This is a genomic window from Phenylobacterium sp. (assembly GCF_965284355.1).
In the GTDB taxonomy this organism is placed as follows: Bacteria; Pseudomonadota; Alphaproteobacteria; order Caulobacterales; family Caulobacteraceae; genus Phenylobacterium.
In genome coordinates this window covers 4252547-4270850 of sequence record NZ_OZ260078.1, presented here as the reverse complement: position 1 = coordinate 4270850, position 18304 = coordinate 4252547, and the positions used below count along the sequence as shown (strand labels likewise).

The 18304-nt window shown below is 67.3% G+C and carries 20 protein-coding genes; 9 read left to right on the top strand and 11 right to left on the bottom strand.

Translation table 11 applies throughout. The annotated features are described in order from the left end of the window. Positions 1-303: 303 nt before the first annotated feature. Positions 304-2778: a TonB-dependent receptor gene (locus tag ACQ66R_RS20980; RefSeq protein WP_430425209.1), complete on the bottom strand. Its 2475-nt coding sequence runs from the start codon at positions 2776-2778 to the stop codon at positions 304-306. A gap of 354 nt (positions 2779-3132) precedes the next feature. Then, positions 3133-4956 (bottom strand): methyl-accepting chemotaxis protein, encoded by a 1824-nt coding sequence (locus ACQ66R_RS20975; RefSeq protein ID WP_430425207.1) that lies wholly within the window; start codon positions 4954-4956, stop codon positions 3133-3135. A gap of 373 nt (positions 4957-5329) precedes the next feature. Between ACQ66R_RS20975 and ACQ66R_RS20970 the strand changes: the two genes are divergently transcribed. Further along, positions 5330-6400, top strand: coding sequence for a DUF2332 domain-containing protein (locus tag ACQ66R_RS20970; protein ID WP_430425205.1), 1071 nt, complete (start codon positions 5330-5332; stop codon positions 6398-6400). 35 nt (positions 6401-6435) lie between these two features. On the opposite strand, the gene ACQ66R_RS20965 is transcribed toward ACQ66R_RS20970, so the two are convergent. Both ACQ66R_RS20965 and ACQ66R_RS20960 read right to left on the bottom strand, forming a co-directional pair. Then, the gene (locus ACQ66R_RS20965; protein ID WP_430425203.1) at positions 6436-7110 is read right to left on the bottom strand and encodes a TonB family protein; all 675 of its coding nucleotides are present in this window, start codon (positions 7108-7110) and stop codon (positions 6436-6438) included. Positions 7111-7151: 41 nt separating this feature from the next. Then, complete coding sequence (locus ACQ66R_RS20960; protein ID WP_430425201.1) at positions 7152-7910, bottom strand: TonB family protein; 759 nt, start codon at positions 7908-7910, stop codon at positions 7152-7154. A 415-nt stretch (positions 7911-8325) separates the two neighbouring features. Here ACQ66R_RS20960 and ACQ66R_RS20955 point away from each other — a divergent pair, with 415 nt between their 5' ends. Beyond that, positions 8326-8937: a hypothetical protein gene (locus tag ACQ66R_RS20955; protein WP_430425199.1), complete on the top strand. Its 612-nt coding sequence runs from the start codon at positions 8326-8328 to the stop codon at positions 8935-8937. Between the two features lie 172 nt (positions 8938-9109). On the opposite strand, the gene ACQ66R_RS20950 is transcribed toward ACQ66R_RS20955, so the two are convergent. Both ACQ66R_RS20950 and ACQ66R_RS20945 read right to left on the bottom strand, forming a co-directional pair. Then, entirely contained in the window at positions 9110-9487 is a 378-nt protein-coding gene (locus tag ACQ66R_RS20950) for a TonB family protein (protein ID WP_430425197.1), read from the bottom strand. A gap of 83 nt (positions 9488-9570) precedes the next feature. Then, positions 9571-10176, bottom strand: a complete 606-nt coding sequence (locus ACQ66R_RS20945; protein WP_430425196.1) for a hypothetical protein — start codon at positions 10174-10176, stop codon at positions 9571-9573. Positions 10177-10285: 109 nt separating this feature from the next. Between ACQ66R_RS20945 and ACQ66R_RS20940 the strand changes: the two genes are divergently transcribed. Then, on the top strand, positions 10286-11017 hold the full coding sequence (locus tag ACQ66R_RS20940) for an endonuclease/exonuclease/phosphatase family protein (protein WP_430425194.1): 732 nt from the start codon (positions 10286-10288) through the stop codon (positions 11015-11017). Between the two features lie 114 nt (positions 11018-11131). On the opposite strand, the gene ACQ66R_RS20935 is transcribed toward ACQ66R_RS20940, so the two are convergent. The 3 genes from ACQ66R_RS20935 to ACQ66R_RS20925 form a co-directional block, all read right to left on the bottom strand. Then, positions 11132-11908: a phospholipase D-like domain-containing protein gene (locus ACQ66R_RS20935; RefSeq protein WP_430425192.1), complete on the bottom strand. Its 777-nt coding sequence runs from the start codon at positions 11906-11908 to the stop codon at positions 11132-11134. Positions 11909-11913: 5 nt separating this feature from the next. Then, a complete protein-coding gene (locus ACQ66R_RS20930; protein ID WP_430425190.1) occupies positions 11914-12600 on the bottom strand; it encodes a hypothetical protein in 687 nt (228 codons plus the stop codon). A gap of 227 nt (positions 12601-12827) precedes the next feature. Continuing rightward, positions 12828-13181 carry a hypothetical protein gene (locus ACQ66R_RS20925; RefSeq protein WP_430425188.1) on the bottom strand — a complete coding sequence of 118 codons (354 nt, stop codon included), beginning with the start codon at positions 13179-13181 and terminating at the stop codon, positions 12828-12830. A gap of 170 nt (positions 13182-13351) precedes the next feature. On the opposite strand from ACQ66R_RS20925, the gene ACQ66R_RS20920 reads away from it, so the two are divergent. Both ACQ66R_RS20920 and ACQ66R_RS20915 read left to right on the top strand, forming a co-directional pair. Beyond that, positions 13352-13780, top strand: a complete 429-nt coding sequence (locus tag ACQ66R_RS20920) for a PaaI family thioesterase (protein WP_430425186.1) — start codon at positions 13352-13354, stop codon at positions 13778-13780. A 57-nt stretch (positions 13781-13837) separates the two neighbouring features. Beyond that, positions 13838-14044: a DUF1289 domain-containing protein gene (locus ACQ66R_RS20915; RefSeq protein ID WP_430425184.1), complete on the top strand. Its 207-nt coding sequence runs from the start codon at positions 13838-13840 to the stop codon at positions 14042-14044. A 13-nt stretch (positions 14045-14057) separates the two neighbouring features. On the opposite strand, the gene ACQ66R_RS20910 is transcribed toward ACQ66R_RS20915, so the two are convergent. Next, the gene (locus tag ACQ66R_RS20910; protein WP_430425182.1) at positions 14058-14279 is read right to left on the bottom strand and encodes a hypothetical protein; all 222 of its coding nucleotides are present in this window, start codon (positions 14277-14279) and stop codon (positions 14058-14060) included. 207 nt (positions 14280-14486) lie between these two features. On the opposite strand from ACQ66R_RS20910, the gene ACQ66R_RS20905 reads away from it, so the two are divergent. Next, on the top strand, positions 14487-15008 hold the full coding sequence (locus ACQ66R_RS20905; RefSeq protein WP_430425180.1) for a TIGR02281 family clan AA aspartic protease: 522 nt from the start codon (positions 14487-14489) through the stop codon (positions 15006-15008). Here ACQ66R_RS20905 and dusA read toward each other — a convergent pair. Beyond that, positions 14952-15992, bottom strand: coding sequence for a tRNA dihydrouridine(20/20a) synthase DusA (gene dusA / locus ACQ66R_RS20900; RefSeq protein WP_430425178.1), 1041 nt, complete (start codon positions 15990-15992; stop codon positions 14952-14954). The genes ACQ66R_RS20905 and dusA overlap by 57 nt on opposite strands. 94 nt (positions 15993-16086) lie before the next feature. Between dusA and ACQ66R_RS20895 the strand changes: the two genes are divergently transcribed. The 3 genes from ACQ66R_RS20895 (at position 16087) to ACQ66R_RS20885 (ending at position 18301) form a co-directional block, all read left to right on the top strand. Further along, entirely contained in the window at positions 16087-17148 is a 1062-nt protein-coding gene (locus ACQ66R_RS20895; protein ID WP_430425176.1) for a site-specific integrase, read from the top strand. A gap of 83 nt (positions 17149-17231) precedes the next feature. Then, positions 17232-17855, top strand: a complete 624-nt coding sequence (locus tag ACQ66R_RS20890) for a DUF433 domain-containing protein (RefSeq protein WP_430425174.1) — start codon at positions 17232-17234, stop codon at positions 17853-17855. Further along, the gene (locus ACQ66R_RS20885; RefSeq protein WP_430425172.1) at positions 17855-18301 is read left to right on the top strand and encodes a PIN domain-containing protein; all 447 of its coding nucleotides are present in this window, start codon (positions 17855-17857) and stop codon (positions 18299-18301) included. The genes ACQ66R_RS20890 and ACQ66R_RS20885 overlap by 1 nt, the downstream gene beginning before the upstream one ends. Positions 18302-18304 lie beyond the last annotated feature (3 nt).

Here is an 18304-nt window from a genome sequence, read left to right as displayed (position 1 = left end):
CGAATTGCGGAAATCCACCTGCGACATTTTGTACATGTCGCCTAAGGTCAATTTACCTTAGATCACAAACTCACCTCGCCAACGATTTGAATTATACTGATCTGAAATGCTCAGGCGTCGGAGAGTAACCTCCACGCAGCATTCAGTGCGCGGCGCAACCGGAACAACAAAAGCCCCGCCAACCTTGCGGCTGGCGGGGCAGTTGGCGCGGGAGGAAGTCCGTCGAGGTCGCCGCTGCTCGCGCAGGGCGACCTCTCGTGACGGGGCGGCTGGAACAGGAGGGTGGCGTTCCAGCCGCTCCGATCAGAAGGTGTAGCGCAGCGTCGCCGAGGCGGTCCGGCCGTTATAGGCGCGGCCGAGCACCACGCCGCTGGCCGGGATCGCGGCCTGCTCGACATCGGACAGAGCGAGCTCGTTGAACAGGTTGTTGACGTTCAGCATCAGCTGCACGTTCTCGATCGGACGGACCTGAACGAACGCGTTGACCAGCGTATAGCCGGGCAGCTTCAGCTGGTTGGTGTCCTGCGCGTAGCTGCTCGTGGTGCCGATCACGTTGACGCCCGCCGACCCGTACTTGAACTCCACCTGCGGCGTCACCGAGTAGATCAGGTCCGCCTGGTGACGCGGCTTGTTGCCGACGAACTCGGGGTGAGTCACGTCCTTGGAGATCTTCGCGTCGGTGTAGGTGGCGCCGGCGGTGACGCTGAACGGACCGCGGCGAACGGCCGCTTCCAGTTCCACCCCCTTGGCCTTGTAACCGCGGATGATGTTCTCGACCCGGATAGCGCCGGTGGCGTCGCTGTTAACCTGGACGTTCTGCTCACCGGTCCGCGCCGAGAAGGCGGTGACATTGAACGTGATGCCCGAGACCCGGTACTTCAGACCCAGTTCGGCCTGCTTGACGGTGTCGTAGGCGCTGCTGCCGTCGACCAGCTTGCCCGTGGCGTAGTTGACCGCCGGGGTGAACAGGATCTTGTCGGCCGAGGCGCGACCGCCGCGGCTGTAGCGGCCGAACACGGCCAGCTGTTCGGCGATGCGGTAGTTCACGCCCGCCGAATAGCTCAGGTAGTTGTAGTTGTAGTCGACGCGGCCAGGCTGGCCCAGCGGCAGGGTCGCCACCCGGGTTTCCGGCGGCGAGATCACGCCGTTGCTGTTGATGTCGACCGTCGCCACGCCGATCCGGCCGCCGCCTAGTTCGGCGCCGTAGAGCGTGCCATCGACATTACCCATGTCGTAGCGGAGGCTGCCGCCGACCGCGATCTTGCCGATGTGGTAGTTGATCGACGCATAGGGCGCATCGACGCCGTAGTTGACGTCGTAGACGCGGTGGTAGAGCGCGCCGCCGATGCCGTAGGCCACATAGCCGTTCTGGGTGACCAGCGCGCCGGCCGCCGTCCGGACGTCGATCAGCGAGGTGTCGCCGTCGCCGCGGACATCGGTCAGGGCGTTCAGGAACGACCAGAACTGGTTGTAGTCCTGCGACGACTTGTAGAAGCCGACGGTGGTGGTCAGGTTGCCGCCGCCGACTTCCCACACCCGGCTCGCGCGGATGTCGTTGGTGAAGTTGTCGAGGCTCTTGGCCTGGGTGTCGATGAGCACCGTGGTGGTCATCAGACCGTTGCCGTTCAAGGCGGCCGCGCTCGGGATCGCCTGGCCGGCCAGCGGGCCCGAGCCGAAGGCGAGGGTCGCGCCGGGACCGCCGGTCGCGAAGGCCAGGCCGAAAGCCGGGGCGACCGCGATCGGGCGCACCCCCAGGTTGCTGCCGGAGATATCGGCGAAGCGGAACTTCTCGCTGAGGGTCCAGCCGCTGACGTCGAACTGGGCGTCGAGGCCGATCGACTTCACCACCGCGTGCTGGCCGTTGCGGATGTCGTGCTGCACGATCTCGTTGTTGCGGCCGAGGGTCAGCACGTTGCTGGTGGCCGGCGACAGCAGAGAATCGGTCTTCAGGTCGAAGTTCGCCGGGCCGGTGAAGGTCGGGTCGGCGTTGGTGCCCGTGACGCGGATCGGAACGAACAGGTACGCGGGCGTGCGGTCGTCCAGGTACTTGGCGTTCAGACGCACATAGCCGTTCTCGAACGTCTTGGTGATGTTGGCCTTGATCTGGCCGCCCTTGTAGGCCGTGAAGCCCACGTCACGCGGGCCTTCGCCCTCGCGGTAGAAGCCGCCGATGTGCATGCGCAGCGTGTCGCTGAGCTTGTAGCCGTAGTCGGCGTCGACGCGCTTCTCGCCGTAGTTCAGGCCGTAGGTCGCCTGGACGGCGCCGCCTTCGGTGTCACCGGTCTTGGAGATCAGGTTGATCACGCCGCCCGGCGAGTTCGACGCGAAGGTCGAGGCCGAACCGCCACGGATGGTTTCGACCGCCGAGAGGTTGAGGTCGCCGCGCATGAACATGTCCGGGCCGAACGACTGCATGTCGCCGAACTCGAGGACCGGCAGGCCGTCTTCCTGGAACTGAACGTACTTCGAACCGGTGCCCGACAGCGGCAGGCCGCGGATCGAGTAGTTGGCGTTGCCTTCGCCGCCGGCGTACTCGGCGCGAATGCCCGGGATGTTCCGCAGCACTTCGCCCAGCGAACGCGCGCCCAGCACCTCGATTTCGGACTCGCGCAGGGCGCTGGTCGAGGTGGCGCTGTCGAGGCGGTCGCGGCCCTTGGCCACGCCGGTCGTGAAGGCCGCTTCTTCCTTGGCCGGCTTGGCAGCATCGGCCGCCTGGGCGACCGCGGGCATGATCAGCAGCAGGGGCGCGATCGCCGCGGACACGTACAGGTGCTTCATTGGAATATATCCCTTGGTTCTCACGAGAGAGTCTTGTTGTTGCCGAATGTTATTGACACCCAAAATCTGACTTATGAGTAAATCGAGCCGACTCACGCGCGTGGATGACCTGCGACATTTTGCATCACCTGTGACGCACTCACGTGTAGAGGTTCACAACTTAATCGCGACAATAAACCCCGCGAATTTACTTCACGCAACGTGGCTGCGTCGGCATGTCCGGCGTTGCATACTGAAGGGTGTCTGGCGCGCCTCAGCGGCGCTCGGGTCCGGCCGCAGCGGCCAGGACCGGAAAGGTCGGCCGCGCCGCCCCGGATCGCTCCGCGGGCGGCGCGCGCCAGAACCCGTCTGTGGCTATCCCACGGCCCGCAGGGGCGCGGCGTAGTCCTCGTCCTGGTACTGCGACATCGATTGCGAGCGCAGCCGGAACCGGGCGACCAGCGTGGTGAGCTCGTCGGCCTGGGTCGCCAGGCTCCGGGCGGCCGCCGTCGCCTCGTTCACCATGGCGGCGTTCTGTTGCGTCATCCGGTCCATGCTGGTGACGGCGCCGCTCACCTGCTTCAGGTTCTCGGCCTGGGTCTCGGTGTTCTGCGCGATCTCGTTGATGAGGTCGTTGGTGTCGCCGATCTTGGCGCCGATGAGCGTGAGCATCTCGCCGGTGTGTCCGACGCGGCCCACGCCGCTGGCGACCTGGTCAGACGAGGTCTGGATCAGGGCCTTGATGTCCCGCGCCGCGTCGGCCGAGCGCTGGGCCAGCGCACGGACTTCCGAGGCCACGACGGCGAAGCCCTTGCCCGCATCACCCGCTCGCGCCGCCTCGACGCCGGCGTTGAGGGCCAGCAGGTTGGTCTGGAAGGTGATGCTGTCGATCAGGCTGATGATCTGGCTGATCTCTTCCGAGCTGGTCTTGATCGCGTCCATGGCCGAGATCGCCTCGTTCACGATGGCGCCGCCGTCCACCGCGTTGCCGTTCGCGACCTCGATCGCGGTCCGGGCCTCGGCGGCGCGTTTGGCGGTCTCGCCCACCATGTCGGTCACCTGCTGGGTGGCCGCCGTGGTCTCTTCCAGGCTCGCGGCCTGCTGCTCGGTGCGGCGCGACAGGTCCTCGGAGGCGGCGTAGATCTCGGCCGCGCCCGAATGCACGCTCTGCGCGGACCGCACGACGCCCGAAATGCTCTGCTCCAGCCCCTCCACGGCGCTGTTGAACGACTGGCGCAGGCGCTCGTACTCGGGTTCGAACGGCGTGGTGATCACATGGGTCAGGTCGCCCGACGCCAGGGCGGCCAGGGCCGTGTCCAGCGTCTCCACAACCCGCCGCTGGGCCGCCTCGGCGCCCAGCTTGGCGCGATCGGCCTCTTCCTTCGCCCGTTCGGCCGCGGCCTTGGCCTTGTCGGCCTCGGCCTTCGCCAGCGCCGCGTCACGGAACACCAGCACGGCGCGGGCCATGTCGCCCAGTTCGTCGCCGCGTTCGGCGTCGACCGCGATGTTGTTGTCGCCTTCGGCCAGCTGAGTCATCGCCGCAGTCAGCACCGTGATGGGTTGCGCGATCGTGCGGCTCAGCATGCGCGACAGGGTCATGGCGATCGCGATCAGGGCGACGCCGCCGATGACCAGGGCCGCAATGGCGGTCACGATGGCCATCTCCTGGCGCTTGCCGTTCGCTTCGATGTTCTTGGCCTCGGCGGTGCGCACGTCGCGCAGCGGCAGCACCGCGGCGCTGACCAGCACCTTGCTGCCCGCGTCGCGGACTTCCTGCTGCGCCTGGTCGCGCCCGCCGGCCTTGACCACCTCGATCAGCCGGTCGCCCCAGTTCTTGCGCCACGCGAGGGTCGCGTTGCGAGAGGTCTCGACCGCCTTCAGCATCGCGGGATCGGTCAGCGTCTCCGACAGCTTCTGCGAGACCTGATCGTACTCGTCGCGCCCCTCGTAGTACGACTTGAGATAGCTCTTGTCGCCGGTGACCAGGTAACCCCGCAGCTGGCTGTTCTGCCTGAGGACCGCGGTCTCGAGCGCCAACGCGTCGGCATGAATGGCCTGGCTTCGGTTGCTGCTCTCGGTCGACGCACGGATCATCAGAATGGTCGCGAGAAACACGACCATCATGACAGCTGCGGAAACGCAGATGAATACGAACGACAAGCTGAGTTTCTTCGGGATGCTCATTTCGATCTTCATCATTCCAATACTTGTAACCGGCGGTCTTCACGTCGCACCGGAAACATCTTGACGTTACGATACTGATGTCAAACTGCGAGGGGTGGCCGCTCGAAGTCGAGGGTCACACCTAGATGAGTAGAGCTTGCCCGCCCGTTAATGACGTTTCCGGGCCGTCGCTTTCGACCTGCGACATAAAGTCTCTGCAAAGATCGAACGCGGTTTAGAGCCCCTTAAGAGCCGCTGTTGCTCAGTGCGGACCGCAGGGAGCGAGACCAGATCAAAAGGCGAAACGCCTGGTCCTGACTAAACTATCGGGCGGAGCGCGCGTCACTCGGACGTGGGCCTACGCCAACCAGTTTGTCCCGAGTTGTGTGGGACGTGTTGCTCGTTTGGATTGTATTTCATGAATATGCTCGCGACGACCGGCGCCCGGCACTCGTTTGTGCGACAGGCCGAGAGCTGCCGTTCGTCGGGCTCGGACTTCGTCGCCGCCGTGCTCGAGGCCGTTGATCGCCAGCTCGCCCTGGCCCCCATGAGCAGCCGCATGGTCCAGGACTGGACCGGCGATCCGGCCGCCGCCGCCGTCGCCCTGCGCGTCAACGGCGCGCTTCATGCGCTCGCCCGGCGCGGCAGCCCCCAGTATCTCGCCGATCTGTACCGCGGCGAACACGACGACTTCGACGGCGCGATCGCCGAGGCCTTGCTGCGCGAGGACCAGTTCATCGCCGACTGGATCCGCGATCCGACCCAGACCAACGAGGTCGCCCGCGGCGCGGCGATCATGTCCGCGCTGATGACGATCGCCGCCGAGCGGCAGATGCCCTTCCAGATCCTGGAGCTCGGATCCAGCTGCGGCCTCAACCTCAACCTCGCACGATATGCCTATCGGCTGGGCGGCGTGGCGGCGGGCGATCCCGCATCCCCGGTCCACATCGAGCCCCAGTGGCGCGGCGCCGATCCGCCCGCGGCCCCCGTGTCGATCCTGTCGGCGCACGGCGTCGATCTGAACCCGCTCAGCGCCCAGGACGCCGCGCATCGCGAACGCCTGCTGTCGTTCACCTGGGCCGATCAGCCCGCGCGGTCGCGCCGCCTCGAAGCGGCGCTCGCGGTCGCCATCGCCCATCCGCCCCAGGTCCACCGCGGCGACGCCAAGCTCTGGCTGACCCAACGCCTGGCCGAGCGGCAGCCCGACCGGGTGTGCCGCGCCGTCGTGCACACGATGTTCCTGCAGTACCTGAGCGATCGCGATCGCCAGGAGATCGCCGCGATGATGGCCGCCGCCGGCGCCGGCGCGTCAGCCGACCGACCGCTCGTCGAGATCAGCTTCGAATGGACCCCCGACCGCCGCGAGGTCCAGCTCCGCTGCACCCGCTGGCCCGACGGCCACAGCGCCGTCCTGGCCACCTGCCACCCCTACGGCGACTGGGTGGCGTGGCGCGGCGGGGGCGACGGCGGCAGGGTCTGAGCCCGGATGACACCAAGATCGACCCGGGAGGGCCGCTAGCGAAGCGGGACCTTCCCGATCGTATCGATGATCGAGGTGAAGCCGGTGGCGAGATCCGACGGCAGGGCGGCTTCGCAGGTCGCGACCTCGGCCGGCGTCAACGGCTCGGCGCTCGTCCGTAACACCCTCAGGCGTTCGTCGATCTCAGCGGGCGGAAGCTTTTCTGACAACAATCTCAGTTCGAGAACCATGCGCCACAGTAGGAACGGCGCCTGTAAGGCGGGATCGGCCGGCGCCTTCTCCAGCTTACCCGCGGCGACCCGGTAGCAACGGGTCATCACCTCGACGGTCGGCGGAGCCATCGGTCCCTTAGGCAGCATGAAGCGGATGGGTATTCTCACCGTGCCTCCGGCGACAGCCGTTCCGTCCCGTGTTTGTGGGCGCATTCGGAAGAGCGTGCTCATACCCATCGCCGCCGCTCCGAAGTCGTAGCCTACGGGATCCTCGCTGACCGCCGAGCACGCAACCAACGTACCCTCTACGGAAACGCTGCACGACAGGGTCGCACGCCCCTCCACCTCCTCGTGAGCGGCCTTTTCCGGATAGAACCGCGCCATGTCTTGACTGCTCGGACGCCGAAGCCAGTCCGGGTTGGATATGATGCTGGGCGTCGGCCGCGCCGGCGGAGCCGGCGCGCCCTGCATGGCCATGACGATCCAGAGTGCGAGCATTTGAGTTCCTGGGAGAGGGCGGAGAACGGAATTGCGCGCCTCTAGCGCGGCGGCGTCGATCCCTTCGCGAAGTCGACGGGTACGATGACGCGACTGAACTCATCCGCTGGCTCGGCGAACCTCATCCGCGCGCTCAGCCGCAGCGCGATATCCCCCAACCCCTTGCCGTTCGGCGTCTCCGACGTCACGACGCAGTTGTCTAGGCGTCCCTCATCGGTGACGCGGCAATCCAGGGCGACCTGCCCGTCGGGCAGGTTGGGGTGCGCGGCATGAATGACGTCGAGCCGCACCGCGTTCATCAGAAACCGTATCGGAATCTGGATTGGCGTGCCTTCGACGATCTCGCTGCCGTCAATCGCCTTTGGGCCCATCCTGAACTTCGGCGCGAGGCCGAGGGCCGCCGCGTCGAAGCCTTCGTTGGCGGGCTTCGCCGTGGCCGAGCAGGCCACCAGTCGACCATCAGGACCCGCTCTGCAGTCCAGCACGGCGAAGCCGGCCATCTTCTGCTTCCAGGCCCGTTTGGGATACGCATCTGATAGCGCCAGGTAGCCGGGTGTCTCGCGCCATTTCACGGCCCCGAAGCGTAGACCGCCCGGGGGCGGCATTGAGATGGGCAGGTCGGGCGCGCCGACCCGCATCGCGACGTCCACCGAGCGCCCCGCCACCAGCTTCTGGTCGAGGTCGTAGCGGCGCATTCTGTAGCGGGAGCTGAGGCTCAGCAGGATGTTGCCGAACCCGGCCCCCACCGGGGCTTCCTTGATCAGGACGCATTTCTCAAGACTGCCGTCCCGCTTGACCATGCATCGTATGGTCGCCGTTCCGCCGCCGTTCCTTATGATGAGCGAGGGGGCCGAGGTTCTGGCCAATTCCTCGGCGCTTGGCCGCTGGATCCAGTCAGGGCGCAGAACTTCTTGTCTATCCGCAGCAACGACCGGCTGCGCTCCGCCCTCGATCAGAGTGGCGGCGATTGCGCCCACAAGCATCGGAACCCCCAACTCCCCACGAAGCTTAGGGTTGAACGGCGGCGAAGCGCTACTGCTTAGTAGATCTTCAGCACGCCTTCGGATCGGCGTCGAAGGCCGCGGGGATCAGGACCCCGGGGGTCTCGCCCGGCGCCTGGCGAACGCGAACATGGCCGATCTTACGGCGAAGCGGGGGTGGCGTAGGCCGTCGGGTGACTTGACGTGCGCCACGCAACGTTCTATTTTTGTTCACATGAACGCAGAGACCCGCCAACTCGAAGACATGCGCCAGGCCGCGTTCGGCCTGGGCATGTCGTTCGCCGAGGCGGCGCAGGTCGAGGACGATCTCGACCGCAAGCTTCGGCTGTTCGACGCCTACAGTCGCAGCTTCGCCTCGGTCCGGCTTTCGATCGCGCTGGCGATGCGCCTGCGGCAGGAGGCGCGGCTGGCTCTGCGGGCCGACGCCCCACAGACTGAGATCGAGCGCGAGGTCGAGCGGGACGAGAGGCCGGAACCCTCGGACTGCGCCCAGCGCCCCGAGCGCTATGACGAGCGCGATCGCGACCGGGAGACCGAGCGCGCCAGCCTGCCCCTCCTCCTTCGCACCCTGGAACAGGTCGCCGACGACGCCCGGGCGCTGACCCCGCAGGCCGCCGAACTTCCCACCTTGCACGAACTCCTCGACCGGGTCCGCGCTCAGCCCGCGGCGGCGAAGCCCGCTGCGGCGCCGGCACAGGCGGCAAGCGCGCTACGCACCCGCCTCTCCGGCGGAACCGCGGCCCTCACCCTGGCGCCGCCGGCCATCCGGCCCTCAGGCCTGCCCGGTCTCCCGCTTCGCCGATCCACAGGCCCACCACACCGCTGACGAGGCGCCCGGCGCGAAGCGCCCTCGAAATCGAACCACGAAATACACGAAATACACGAAAGCGAGCCGGCTCCCGCCGCCCGAGGGTCGTCCCGTGCCTGTTCGTGTATTTCGTGTATTTCGGGGTTCAGATCATGACCGCGCCTGACGGCGCCGGGCGAAAGTTCCTGGCTCAGTCGCCCGTGGTCACGATCGAGAACATGATCGGGATGCGCACCGTGCGCCCGGCGACCAGGCTGCCGTCGGGGGCCTTGTCGGCCATCTTGAACAGCGGGGCCAGCTCCAGGGCGGCGAGGCCGAACTCCAGGCCCACCGGATCCTCGATCTGCACGCGGCAGGCTTCCAGCGACCCCGCCTGCGCCACCTTGCACTCCAGCAGCACGGCGCCGCCCTTGCCGGCCTGAACGGCGCTGGGCGGATAGACGTTGGCGATGTCCTGGCCGGAGGGGGTGGCGACCCAGTTGACCGACAGGAGGTCAGGGCCCGGCGCCGCATTGATGGCGGCTGCAGACGAAACGGCCGCCGTGGCCAGCGCGATCCATTGGAGCATTTCGGTCCCTAACGCTTTGGTTACTGAACCGTTAAAGCAAGTCCGGCGCCAAAGGCCAAGGCGAGCGGCGCCGTGGGCCCGGATCAGCGGCCCTGCGGCTTGACCTCGACCACGAGCATCATGCGCGACCCGGGCCGGGCGGACGCCGGGGCCTTGGCGCGCTGCACCGCCTCGCCCGCCACCGAGAACAGGGTTGTCCCGCGCGGCTTCACATCCACGACCACGCAGTTGTCGAAGGCGCGCTCGTCGCGCACCCGGCAGTTGAAGCCCACCGAGCCCTGGCGGCCGGCCTCGTCGTAGATCACGATCGGCTGGGCCTCGCCCTCGACCGGCCGGATCCACTGGATCGGGAAGCGCACGGTCCGCCCCACCGTCGAGGCGCCTGACGGCGCCCGGGTGGGCATCTGGAACTTGCCGGCGACCGCCAGCGACGCCGTCCCGAACCCCGAGCCGACCGGGACCTCGTCCCCGGCGACGCAGGCGGTGAGCTCGCCCGCCGGCCCCACCGTGCACTCCAGGCTCGCCGATCCGGCCAGATTGGCGCGGCCCGGCTCCGGCGGATAGGCGCGCATCATGTCCTCGGGCCGCGGCGCCTTGGACCAGCCGGGCATGTCGGTCATCGACGGGGGCGGCCGCTGTGGCGGCGGCGCGGCCTGGAACAGCAGGGCCAGGGCGATTGCGACGCTCATCTTCCCCTCCTCCCGATGATGCTCGGGGTTGGCGGCAGGCAACGGAACGCGGCGGTTACGAGTTGCGCACCTTGCCACTGCGGCGGCCAGCCGCCAAACCACGGCTCACATGCCCCGCATCGTCACCTACAACGTCCATCGCTGCGTCGGAAACGACCGCCGCCTCGACGTGGCCCGGGTGGCCGCGGTGCTGGCCGAGCTGCAACCCGACATCGTCGCGCTCCAGGAGCTGGATGTCGGCCGCCGGCGCACCAACCACGTCGACCAGGCCCACGAGATCGCCCAACGCCTGTCGATGACCCACCACTTCCACGCCGCCATGCAGGTCGAGGAGGAGCGCTACGGCGACGCCATCCTCACCGTCTATCCCGAGCGGCTGGTGAAGGCCGGCTCCCTTCCCGGCCTGCCCCGTGTGCGCGGGCTGGAGCCGCGGGGCGCGCTCTGGGTCGAGGTCGAGATCGACGGGCGGCCGGTGCAGATCGTCAACACCCACCTGGGTCTGGTGCCCCGCGAGCAGCAGCTGCAGGCCGCGGCCCTGGCGGGTCCCGGCTGGCTGGGACATCCCGACTGCCATGGGCCGGCCATCCTGCTGGGCGACTTCAACGCCACCGCCAGCTCGGTGGTCTACCGCACCCTGGTCAAGCGCCTGCAGCCGGCCCGCCAGCTCGCGCCGCGCAAGTCGCCCACCTCGACCTTCCCCTCGCAGCTCCCCGTGCTGCGCATCGACCACCTGTTCGTCAGCCCAGGCGTGGAGGTGCATGACGTCACCGCGCCGTTCACGCCCCTGACCCGCGTGGCGTCCGACCACCTGCCGCTGGCGATGGACTTCGCGCTGTCCTGAGCTAGAGCGCGTTGGGCGAAAGTGGACGCCGGTTTCGCCCCGAAACGCGCTCTAAATCAAAGAGAGCGAGCCTGTTCATCCGGTTCAGATGATTCCATCTGAACCGGACAGGCTCTAGATCGCCGCCGGGGGCCGGGCGTGCAGCGTACGGGCCTCTTCGAACAGCCGCTCGCGCCGCCGCCAGGGCCGCATCGAGTCGGCGGGGCTGGACGGATCGCCCAGGTGATAGGCGGCCACGAACTCGGACAGCGGCGTTTGCCGGCCGGGGTGGATCTCGCGCAGGCGGCCCTCGCGGTTGAGGGCGTCGATGGCCCGGACCAGGCTGCCGCCATGCTCGGCCCGCGCCTTCGCCACGGCGTCGCCCGTGTGGCCCAGGAAGTGGCCGATCAGGCGGTCGCGCATGGCGCCCAGGATGATCCGGTGCTCGTCGGTGTGGGCTTCCACGGCCAATTCGATCTCGCTGTCGAAGCCGAACGAGCGGTTGTTCAGGTTGGCCGAGCCCACCCGCGCCAGCCGGTCGTCGAAGAAGCTGGTCTTCGAATGGACGATGATCGTCGAGCCGGCCGGCGTCCGCGGATAGAGCGCCCGGAACCGGTGGAACACGTCGGCCACCCGCAGCCGCCAGACCATGGCGCCCCGGGCGTTGTCCATGGCCAGCTTGTCGAACCAGCTGGGCGAGAACCCGGTCGAGATCAGCACCACCTCGGGGCCGTCGGGCTCGTGCAGCCGCCGCGCCAGGGCCTCGGTGATCACCGGCGAGGTGAAGTACTGGTTCTCGAGGTAGATCGTCTCCTTGGCGCTGGCGATGGCGGCCAGCGCCAGGCGCAGCAGTTCGTCCGCCTCGGGCTGCCCGCGCCAGGGCGGCCGGGTGCGCGCGATCCCGACGTCCACCTGCGTCAGGTGGGCCGGGACGTGATCTGGCCAGGGGTCGCCGCCGGCGTCGGGGGCGGCGTCATCACGTCGCCGTCGCAGCCGGCCTGCCAGCGCTCGCGGAAGTGGTCGCCCAGGGCGCGCGCCGCCGCGCCGTCGACCATCATCATCACCTCGTGACGCGGGTCATGGTATTCCTGGTCGGGCATGATCCGGCGCAGGTCGATGTCCAGATGGCCGGGCGTGTCCCACCGATCGACGGCGATGTCGCCCCCGCCGCAGAACGCCAGCCGGTCGTCGATGACCACGACCTTCTGGTGGTGGCTCGCGCCGAACGGCACCTGGTCGTCGAGGCGGAACCGCACCCGGCTGCCCTCGAACCACTTGCGCGCCTTGTGCGGGAAGAACTCCTGGGTCGCCGCGATCGGCAGCGACGATTTCCAGATCAGGATCCGGACATCCAGCTCCGGCCGCTCGCGCGCCAGCCGCAGCAACACATGGCCCACCTCGTCCGGATCGTCGGGGCCGTCGTAGCCGTCGGGGAACATCCGGGTGCGGGGATCGAACGACCAGCCCAGGATCAGGATCGAGCGCCGCGCCTTCTGGAACGCCTCGTACAGCGCCGTGAAGTAGGCCTCGTTGTCGATCAGGAACGCGCAGCGATCCGCCGGCTCGGTGCGCCAGCAGGTCTCGCCCGGTCTAAGTACGCTCATCGGGCTCGCCCTCACCACAGGGGGCTCAACCCTATGGCCAAGCTCCGGTTCCCGCGAGAGCCGGATTTTCGCCCGTGCTGCACGAAAAAGGCGCGCCGACCGAGGTCGGCGCCCCCTCCCAGATGGCCGACTAGCGCGCCGACTGGAGGCGCCCCTCCCAAAGGCAAAAGAAGCGCGCCGACCGGAGGTCGGCGCGCTGGCGAGGAGCCAGTTGGGCTTGGGTAGGCTTACGGGTTCGCGACGTCCTTGCCTTGCTTGGCGACGCTGGTCGCGCCACCCAGATAGGCTTGGCAGGCGCCGGTCAGTTCGGCGGTCAGGCGTTCCTTGCGATCCTGGCCCTTGGCCTCCTTGCGGGCCTTGTTGAACTCTTCCTCGCCGCGGTCGACGACGTAGGTGGCCCGCGCGCCGCGCTCGGCCTTGATCACGCTGTTCAGGGCGGCGGGGTCGACCACGCCTTCGATGGTGGTGGCCAGGCCCTTGCAGCGGTTCGCCCGCAGGTAGTCGACGTCCGTCATCTTGCCGGCAGCGACGGCCGGGGCGGCGAAAGCGGTGATAGCCAGTGCGACAATCGCGTACTTCATGGGGTGTCTCCCTAAAACCTGCACGAATGCTGACGGCCAAGGGCGGTAAACTCAAATGAACAAGCCGCAATGATCAGTAGTTGCGGATTAATATTAGGTCAGAAATCGTAACTGTTACATGGATACATAAACGGCTTGTAATGTTCCTGTAACACGGGCCAGAACAGGGGATGGCCAAGCTCGAACCCGTTCTGGATGCCGAAGGCGTCAACGCCCTGCTCCGCCGCGCCTTCCCGCAGTCGCCGCAACAGGGGTTTCCGCAGGTGACCTCGGTGACGCCGGGGCGGGTCCGGCTGGTGTCGCCCTACCGGTCCGAGATGCTGCGGCCGGGCGGCGTGATCGCCGGGCCTACCCTGATGTCGCTGGCCGACACGGCGGCCTACGCCCTGGTCCTGGCCCACATCGGCGATCAGCTGATGACCGTCACGTCCCAGCTCAACATGAGCTTCCTGCGCGGGGCCCAGCCTGGCGAGTTGCACGCCGAGGCCGAGATGCTGCGCCTGGGCCGCCGGCTGGCGGTGATGGACGTGCGCCTGTGGACGGAGGGGCCAGACCGGTTGGCCGCCCAGGCGGGCGTCACCTACGCTATCCCCGGCTAGCCGCCCCTTCCGCTGGGTCGGCTGGCGGCACGGGCGAACGTCGCCTACCTTGGGCGCATGAGCGGCCCCCCTCCTCCCATCAAGACGCCTTGCATCAAGGTCTGCGTGGTCGATGGCGAGAGCGGGCTCTGCATGGGCTGCTACCGCCGCCTGAACGAGGTGGCCGGCTGGGCCCGGCTCACCGACGCCGAGCGCGATGCGATCCTGGCCGAGCTCCCTGACCGTCGAAGCCTGATCCGCCCCGAGAAGCTGGCGATGTTCTGAGGCCCTGGCCTCGCTAGCCGGTCGGCTTGGCGCCGAAGAACGACGTCACGGCCGGTTGCGGCATGAAGTGGGCCGCGGCGGCGTTCATCGCGTCTGTGACGGCCAGAAGCACCAGGTAGTCGGCGCTGGACGGCCGGCACTTCATCATCATCCGCACCGTCACATTGTAGGCCGGCCGCAGGGCTTCGAACTCGCGCGCCGGGTCGATCAGGCCTGTATACGTCATCTTGGTCATGGCTCACCCCTGGATGAACAAAACCAGAACATTTGGATTTGCGCGAGTCATATCAGCGTGCGGCGGGTGCGCACATCGCGGGCGCGCCGCGCCTTCTACTCATGGTTTAAATCCGGAAACCGTGTCGATTCACGGGATTCGAACCTCGTCCGCCTTAGCCTCCACCCAACGAGACAGGCCAGAAGGCCGCTTTCTTTGGTGATTGAGGTGTCTTCACTCGGCAAGCTTGCCGCCGTGGCGGTGGTGTCGGCGCTCTGCAGCGCCTGCGCCGTCCAGGCGATGGCCCCGGCGCCGATGCGCATCGCGCGGCTCGAAGCGCAAGGCTTCGCGATCGGTCCGCAACCGTCGGGCACGGGCGCCGTGACCAAGGCCGCCGACGGCCACTTCTGGGCCGACGCCGACGTGGCCGGCCAGGAAGGCGGCGCGGGCAAGGTCCACTTCCTCGTCGACACCGGCGCCACCGCCGTGGCGCTGACCCCCGCCGACGCCGCCAAGCTGGGCTTCAAGGCCGCCGACCTCAAGTACGGCTACAACGTCACCACCGCCGGCGGCTCGTCGCGCGCCGCGGCGGTCACCCTGGACTCGGTGTCGATCAACGGCGCCCGGCTCGAGAACGTGCAGGCGCTGGTCGTCGCCGACGGCCTGGACGTCTCGCTCCTGGGGATGAGCTACCTAGGCCGCCTCACCCGCTTCGAGGCCACGCGCGAGACGCTGCGCCTCCAGCCCTGACACGACGGCCAGGGCCTCGTCGATCACCTCGAGGCCTGCGCCCGGCTTTACGCCCTCGACCGTGAGGATCCGCCGCCACGTCCGCGCGCCCGGCCGGCCGTGGAACAGGCCCAGCATGTGCCGCGTCATGCCCGCCAGATGCGCGCCCTTGGCCAGTTCGGCCGCGACATAGTCTTTGTAGGCCTCGACCGCCGCGTACGGATCGACCGGCGCTCCTTCCCCGAAGATCCGCGCATCCACATCGGCCAGGATCGCGGGCGTGTGATAGGCCGCCCGACCCAGCATCACGCCGTCCACGTGCTGGAGATGCTCTTCGGCCTCGTCCAGCGACCCGACGCCGCCGTTGATGACGATGGTCAGGTCCGGCCGCTCCCGCTTCAGCCGCCACACGAGCGGATAGTTCAGCGGCGGGACATCGCGGTTCTCCTTCGGCGACAGGCCCTTCAGCAGCGCCTTGCGGGCATGCACCACGAACAGCTTCACCCCCGCCTGCGAGCACAGCTCGACCAGCCGGAACAGGCTCTCCTCGGGGTCCTGGTCGTCGACGCCGATCCGGCACTTCACCGTCACCGGAACCTTCACCGCCGCGCCCATGGCCGCCATGCACTCGGCCACCAGTTCGGGCTCGCGCATCAGGCAGGCGCCGAAGCGGCCCGACTGCACCCGGTCGGACGGGCAGCCGACGTTCAGGTTGATCTCGTCATAGCCTTCCGCCTCGCCGATCCGCGCCGCCTCGGCCAGGTCGGACGGATCCGACCCGCCCAGCTGCAGCGCCACCGGATGCTCCTGCAGGCTGAACGCAAGCAGCCGCGCCCGGTCGCCGTGCAGCACGGCGCCGGTGGTCAGCATCTCGGTATAGAGCAGCGCGCGCGACGACAGCGTCCGATGCAGGACCCGGCAGTGCCGGTCGGTCCAGTCCATCATGGGTGCTATACACAGTAAATGATGTTGATTTTTCAATGTCTTCTCGTTATCTTTCAACATCTAACGCGAGCCTCCGGGGTCGCCAGAATGCGACGTTTCACGACCCCGTTCGCCACGTTTCGAAATCCCTCTGCACCCGATTTGCACGCGAAAAATGGCCTCGATCCGTAAACAAAAGTCCGGCGGCTGGCGGGTCCAAGTCCGACGCAAAGGCCGCTCACTGAGCGAGACCTTCGTCAGTCATGAAGACGCCAAGCGATGGGCTGTCGACGCGGAACGCCAGATCGACCGCGGCCAGAGCCCGACCAAGTCGCGCATCGCCCGGCTAAGGACCTTCGGCGACCTGATCGACCTGCATATAGCAGATATGAAGGCGGTCGGCCGCGCGCCAGGTCGCACGAAGACCGCGACCCTGGCGATGCTCAAGCGCACGCTCGGATCGAGAAGAATCGTCGACATGGATCGCGAGCGGCTCCTCCAGTTTGGCCGCATGCGCGCGGACCAGGGCGCCGGCCCGCTCACGCTGGCAATGGACCTCGGCGCCATCAAGCTCGTGATCTCCCACGCCGCCGCAGTGCATGGCTTGCCTGTGAGCGTGGAGCCGGTGGACCTCGCTCGAATCGCCCTGCGGCGGTTGGGATTGATCGGCAAGAGCGTCGAGCGCGACCGACGACCGACGGAAGAAGAACTCACCGCGTTGTTCGCGCACTTCGACGGCAATGACCGCCAGCTAATCCCGATGACGCGCATCATGAAGTTCGCGATCGCCACCGCAATGCGCCAGGAAGAGATCTGCCGCGTGACCTGGGAGGACTACGACCCCAGGGTAAAGATGCTGCTGATCCGCGACCGCAAGGACCCTCGCCAGAAGAAGGGCAACGACCAGCGCATCCCCTTGCTTGATGTCTCTGGGTATAGCGCTGTCGCCCTCATCGAGGAACAACGGGCGATCCGCGCGAACCGCGACACCCGCATCTTCTCCTATAACCACAAGTCGATCAGCGCCGCCTTCACGCGGGCCTGTCACGCGCTTCGGATCGTTGACCTGCACTTCCATGACCTACGCCATGAGGCGACGAGCCGGCTCTTCGAGTTCGAGTTCGAGATCCAGCAAGTGGCGCTCGTCACCGGGCACAGGGACTGGAAGATGCTGCGCCGCTACACCCATCTGCGGCCGGAATCGCTGCACGAGTTCGTCGCAAGGCGGAACGCGTGAATATCGCGAAATCGCCGAGGCCTCGTGACCTATTGCCCATTAGGCAACCCGACCCTAAATTTGGGGTTGGGTTAGGAAATCCGATGCCTGCACAGTCCCAATCTGCACCTGAAGGCTGGACCATCGCCCAGGCCGCCTTTCTGCTCGGCGAGCCTCTGGACGCCTTTAAGAAGGCCGTGGAACGGTCCCCTGTGAAGCCGCGCATGGTGCGTCGCGCAGGCCTAAAGGTGCGGTACTTCGCCTTCCACGATCTCGTCTATCTGCGCGCGGTCGACGAGCTCAGGGGCTGGATTGGCCGGGAGAGCCGGCCGGCATTCTACGAGGCGATGACACGCACCCGGCTGGAGGAGATCGACGTCATCGCATTCGGTCCGATGACGGTGAAGGTACGCCCCTATGTGACCTACATCCAACTGAAGACCAGGGAACTCGGCGCGCTCGCGGCGAAGATCGACGAGTCCGGCGGCGATGCCCTCATCAAGGGTACGACGATCGAAGCGCATCGGATCGCTTCGCTCCTGGACGGTGGGATGACTGTTGACCAGGTGCTTGCCGACTATCCCTCCCTCACGGAGGCTCAGGTGCTTGCGGCGAAGGCCTACGCTGACGCCAATCCGAAGCCCGGCCGCCCCTACCCAGGCCAGACCGCCAAGGCCGCCCTGCGGAACGCGGACCTGAAGCGGCTGGGTGAGTTCCTGGACTCCTAGTGGCGCCTCGCTATCTGCTCGACACCAACGTGGTCCGCGAGATCCTCCTGGGCGAGGACGGACACCCGAACGTCGCGACATGGCTGAAGTCCGTCGACGACCATGAGCTCTCGATCAGCGTCCTGACCATTCAGGAAATGTGGAAGGGCGTGGCCGCCGCCCAGAAGAAGGGGAAGGACAAGGACGGGAGCCTGAAAGCGGCGGTTGAGGCGGTCGAAGCCGCGTTTGCGGGCAGGGTTCTGTCGTTGGAGGCGGACGCCGCCAAGCAGTGGGGCCTGCAGGTCGGCCAACAGGACAAACACGTGATGGACAAGGGCATCGTCGCCATCGCCGCCAGCCACGGCTGCACGCTGGTGACGCGGAACGTCCAGCACACCAAGGGCCTCGGCGTAGAGGTGCTGGATCCGTTCAAATCACCGCCAGCCGTCTACGCGGCACAGTCGTGAGGG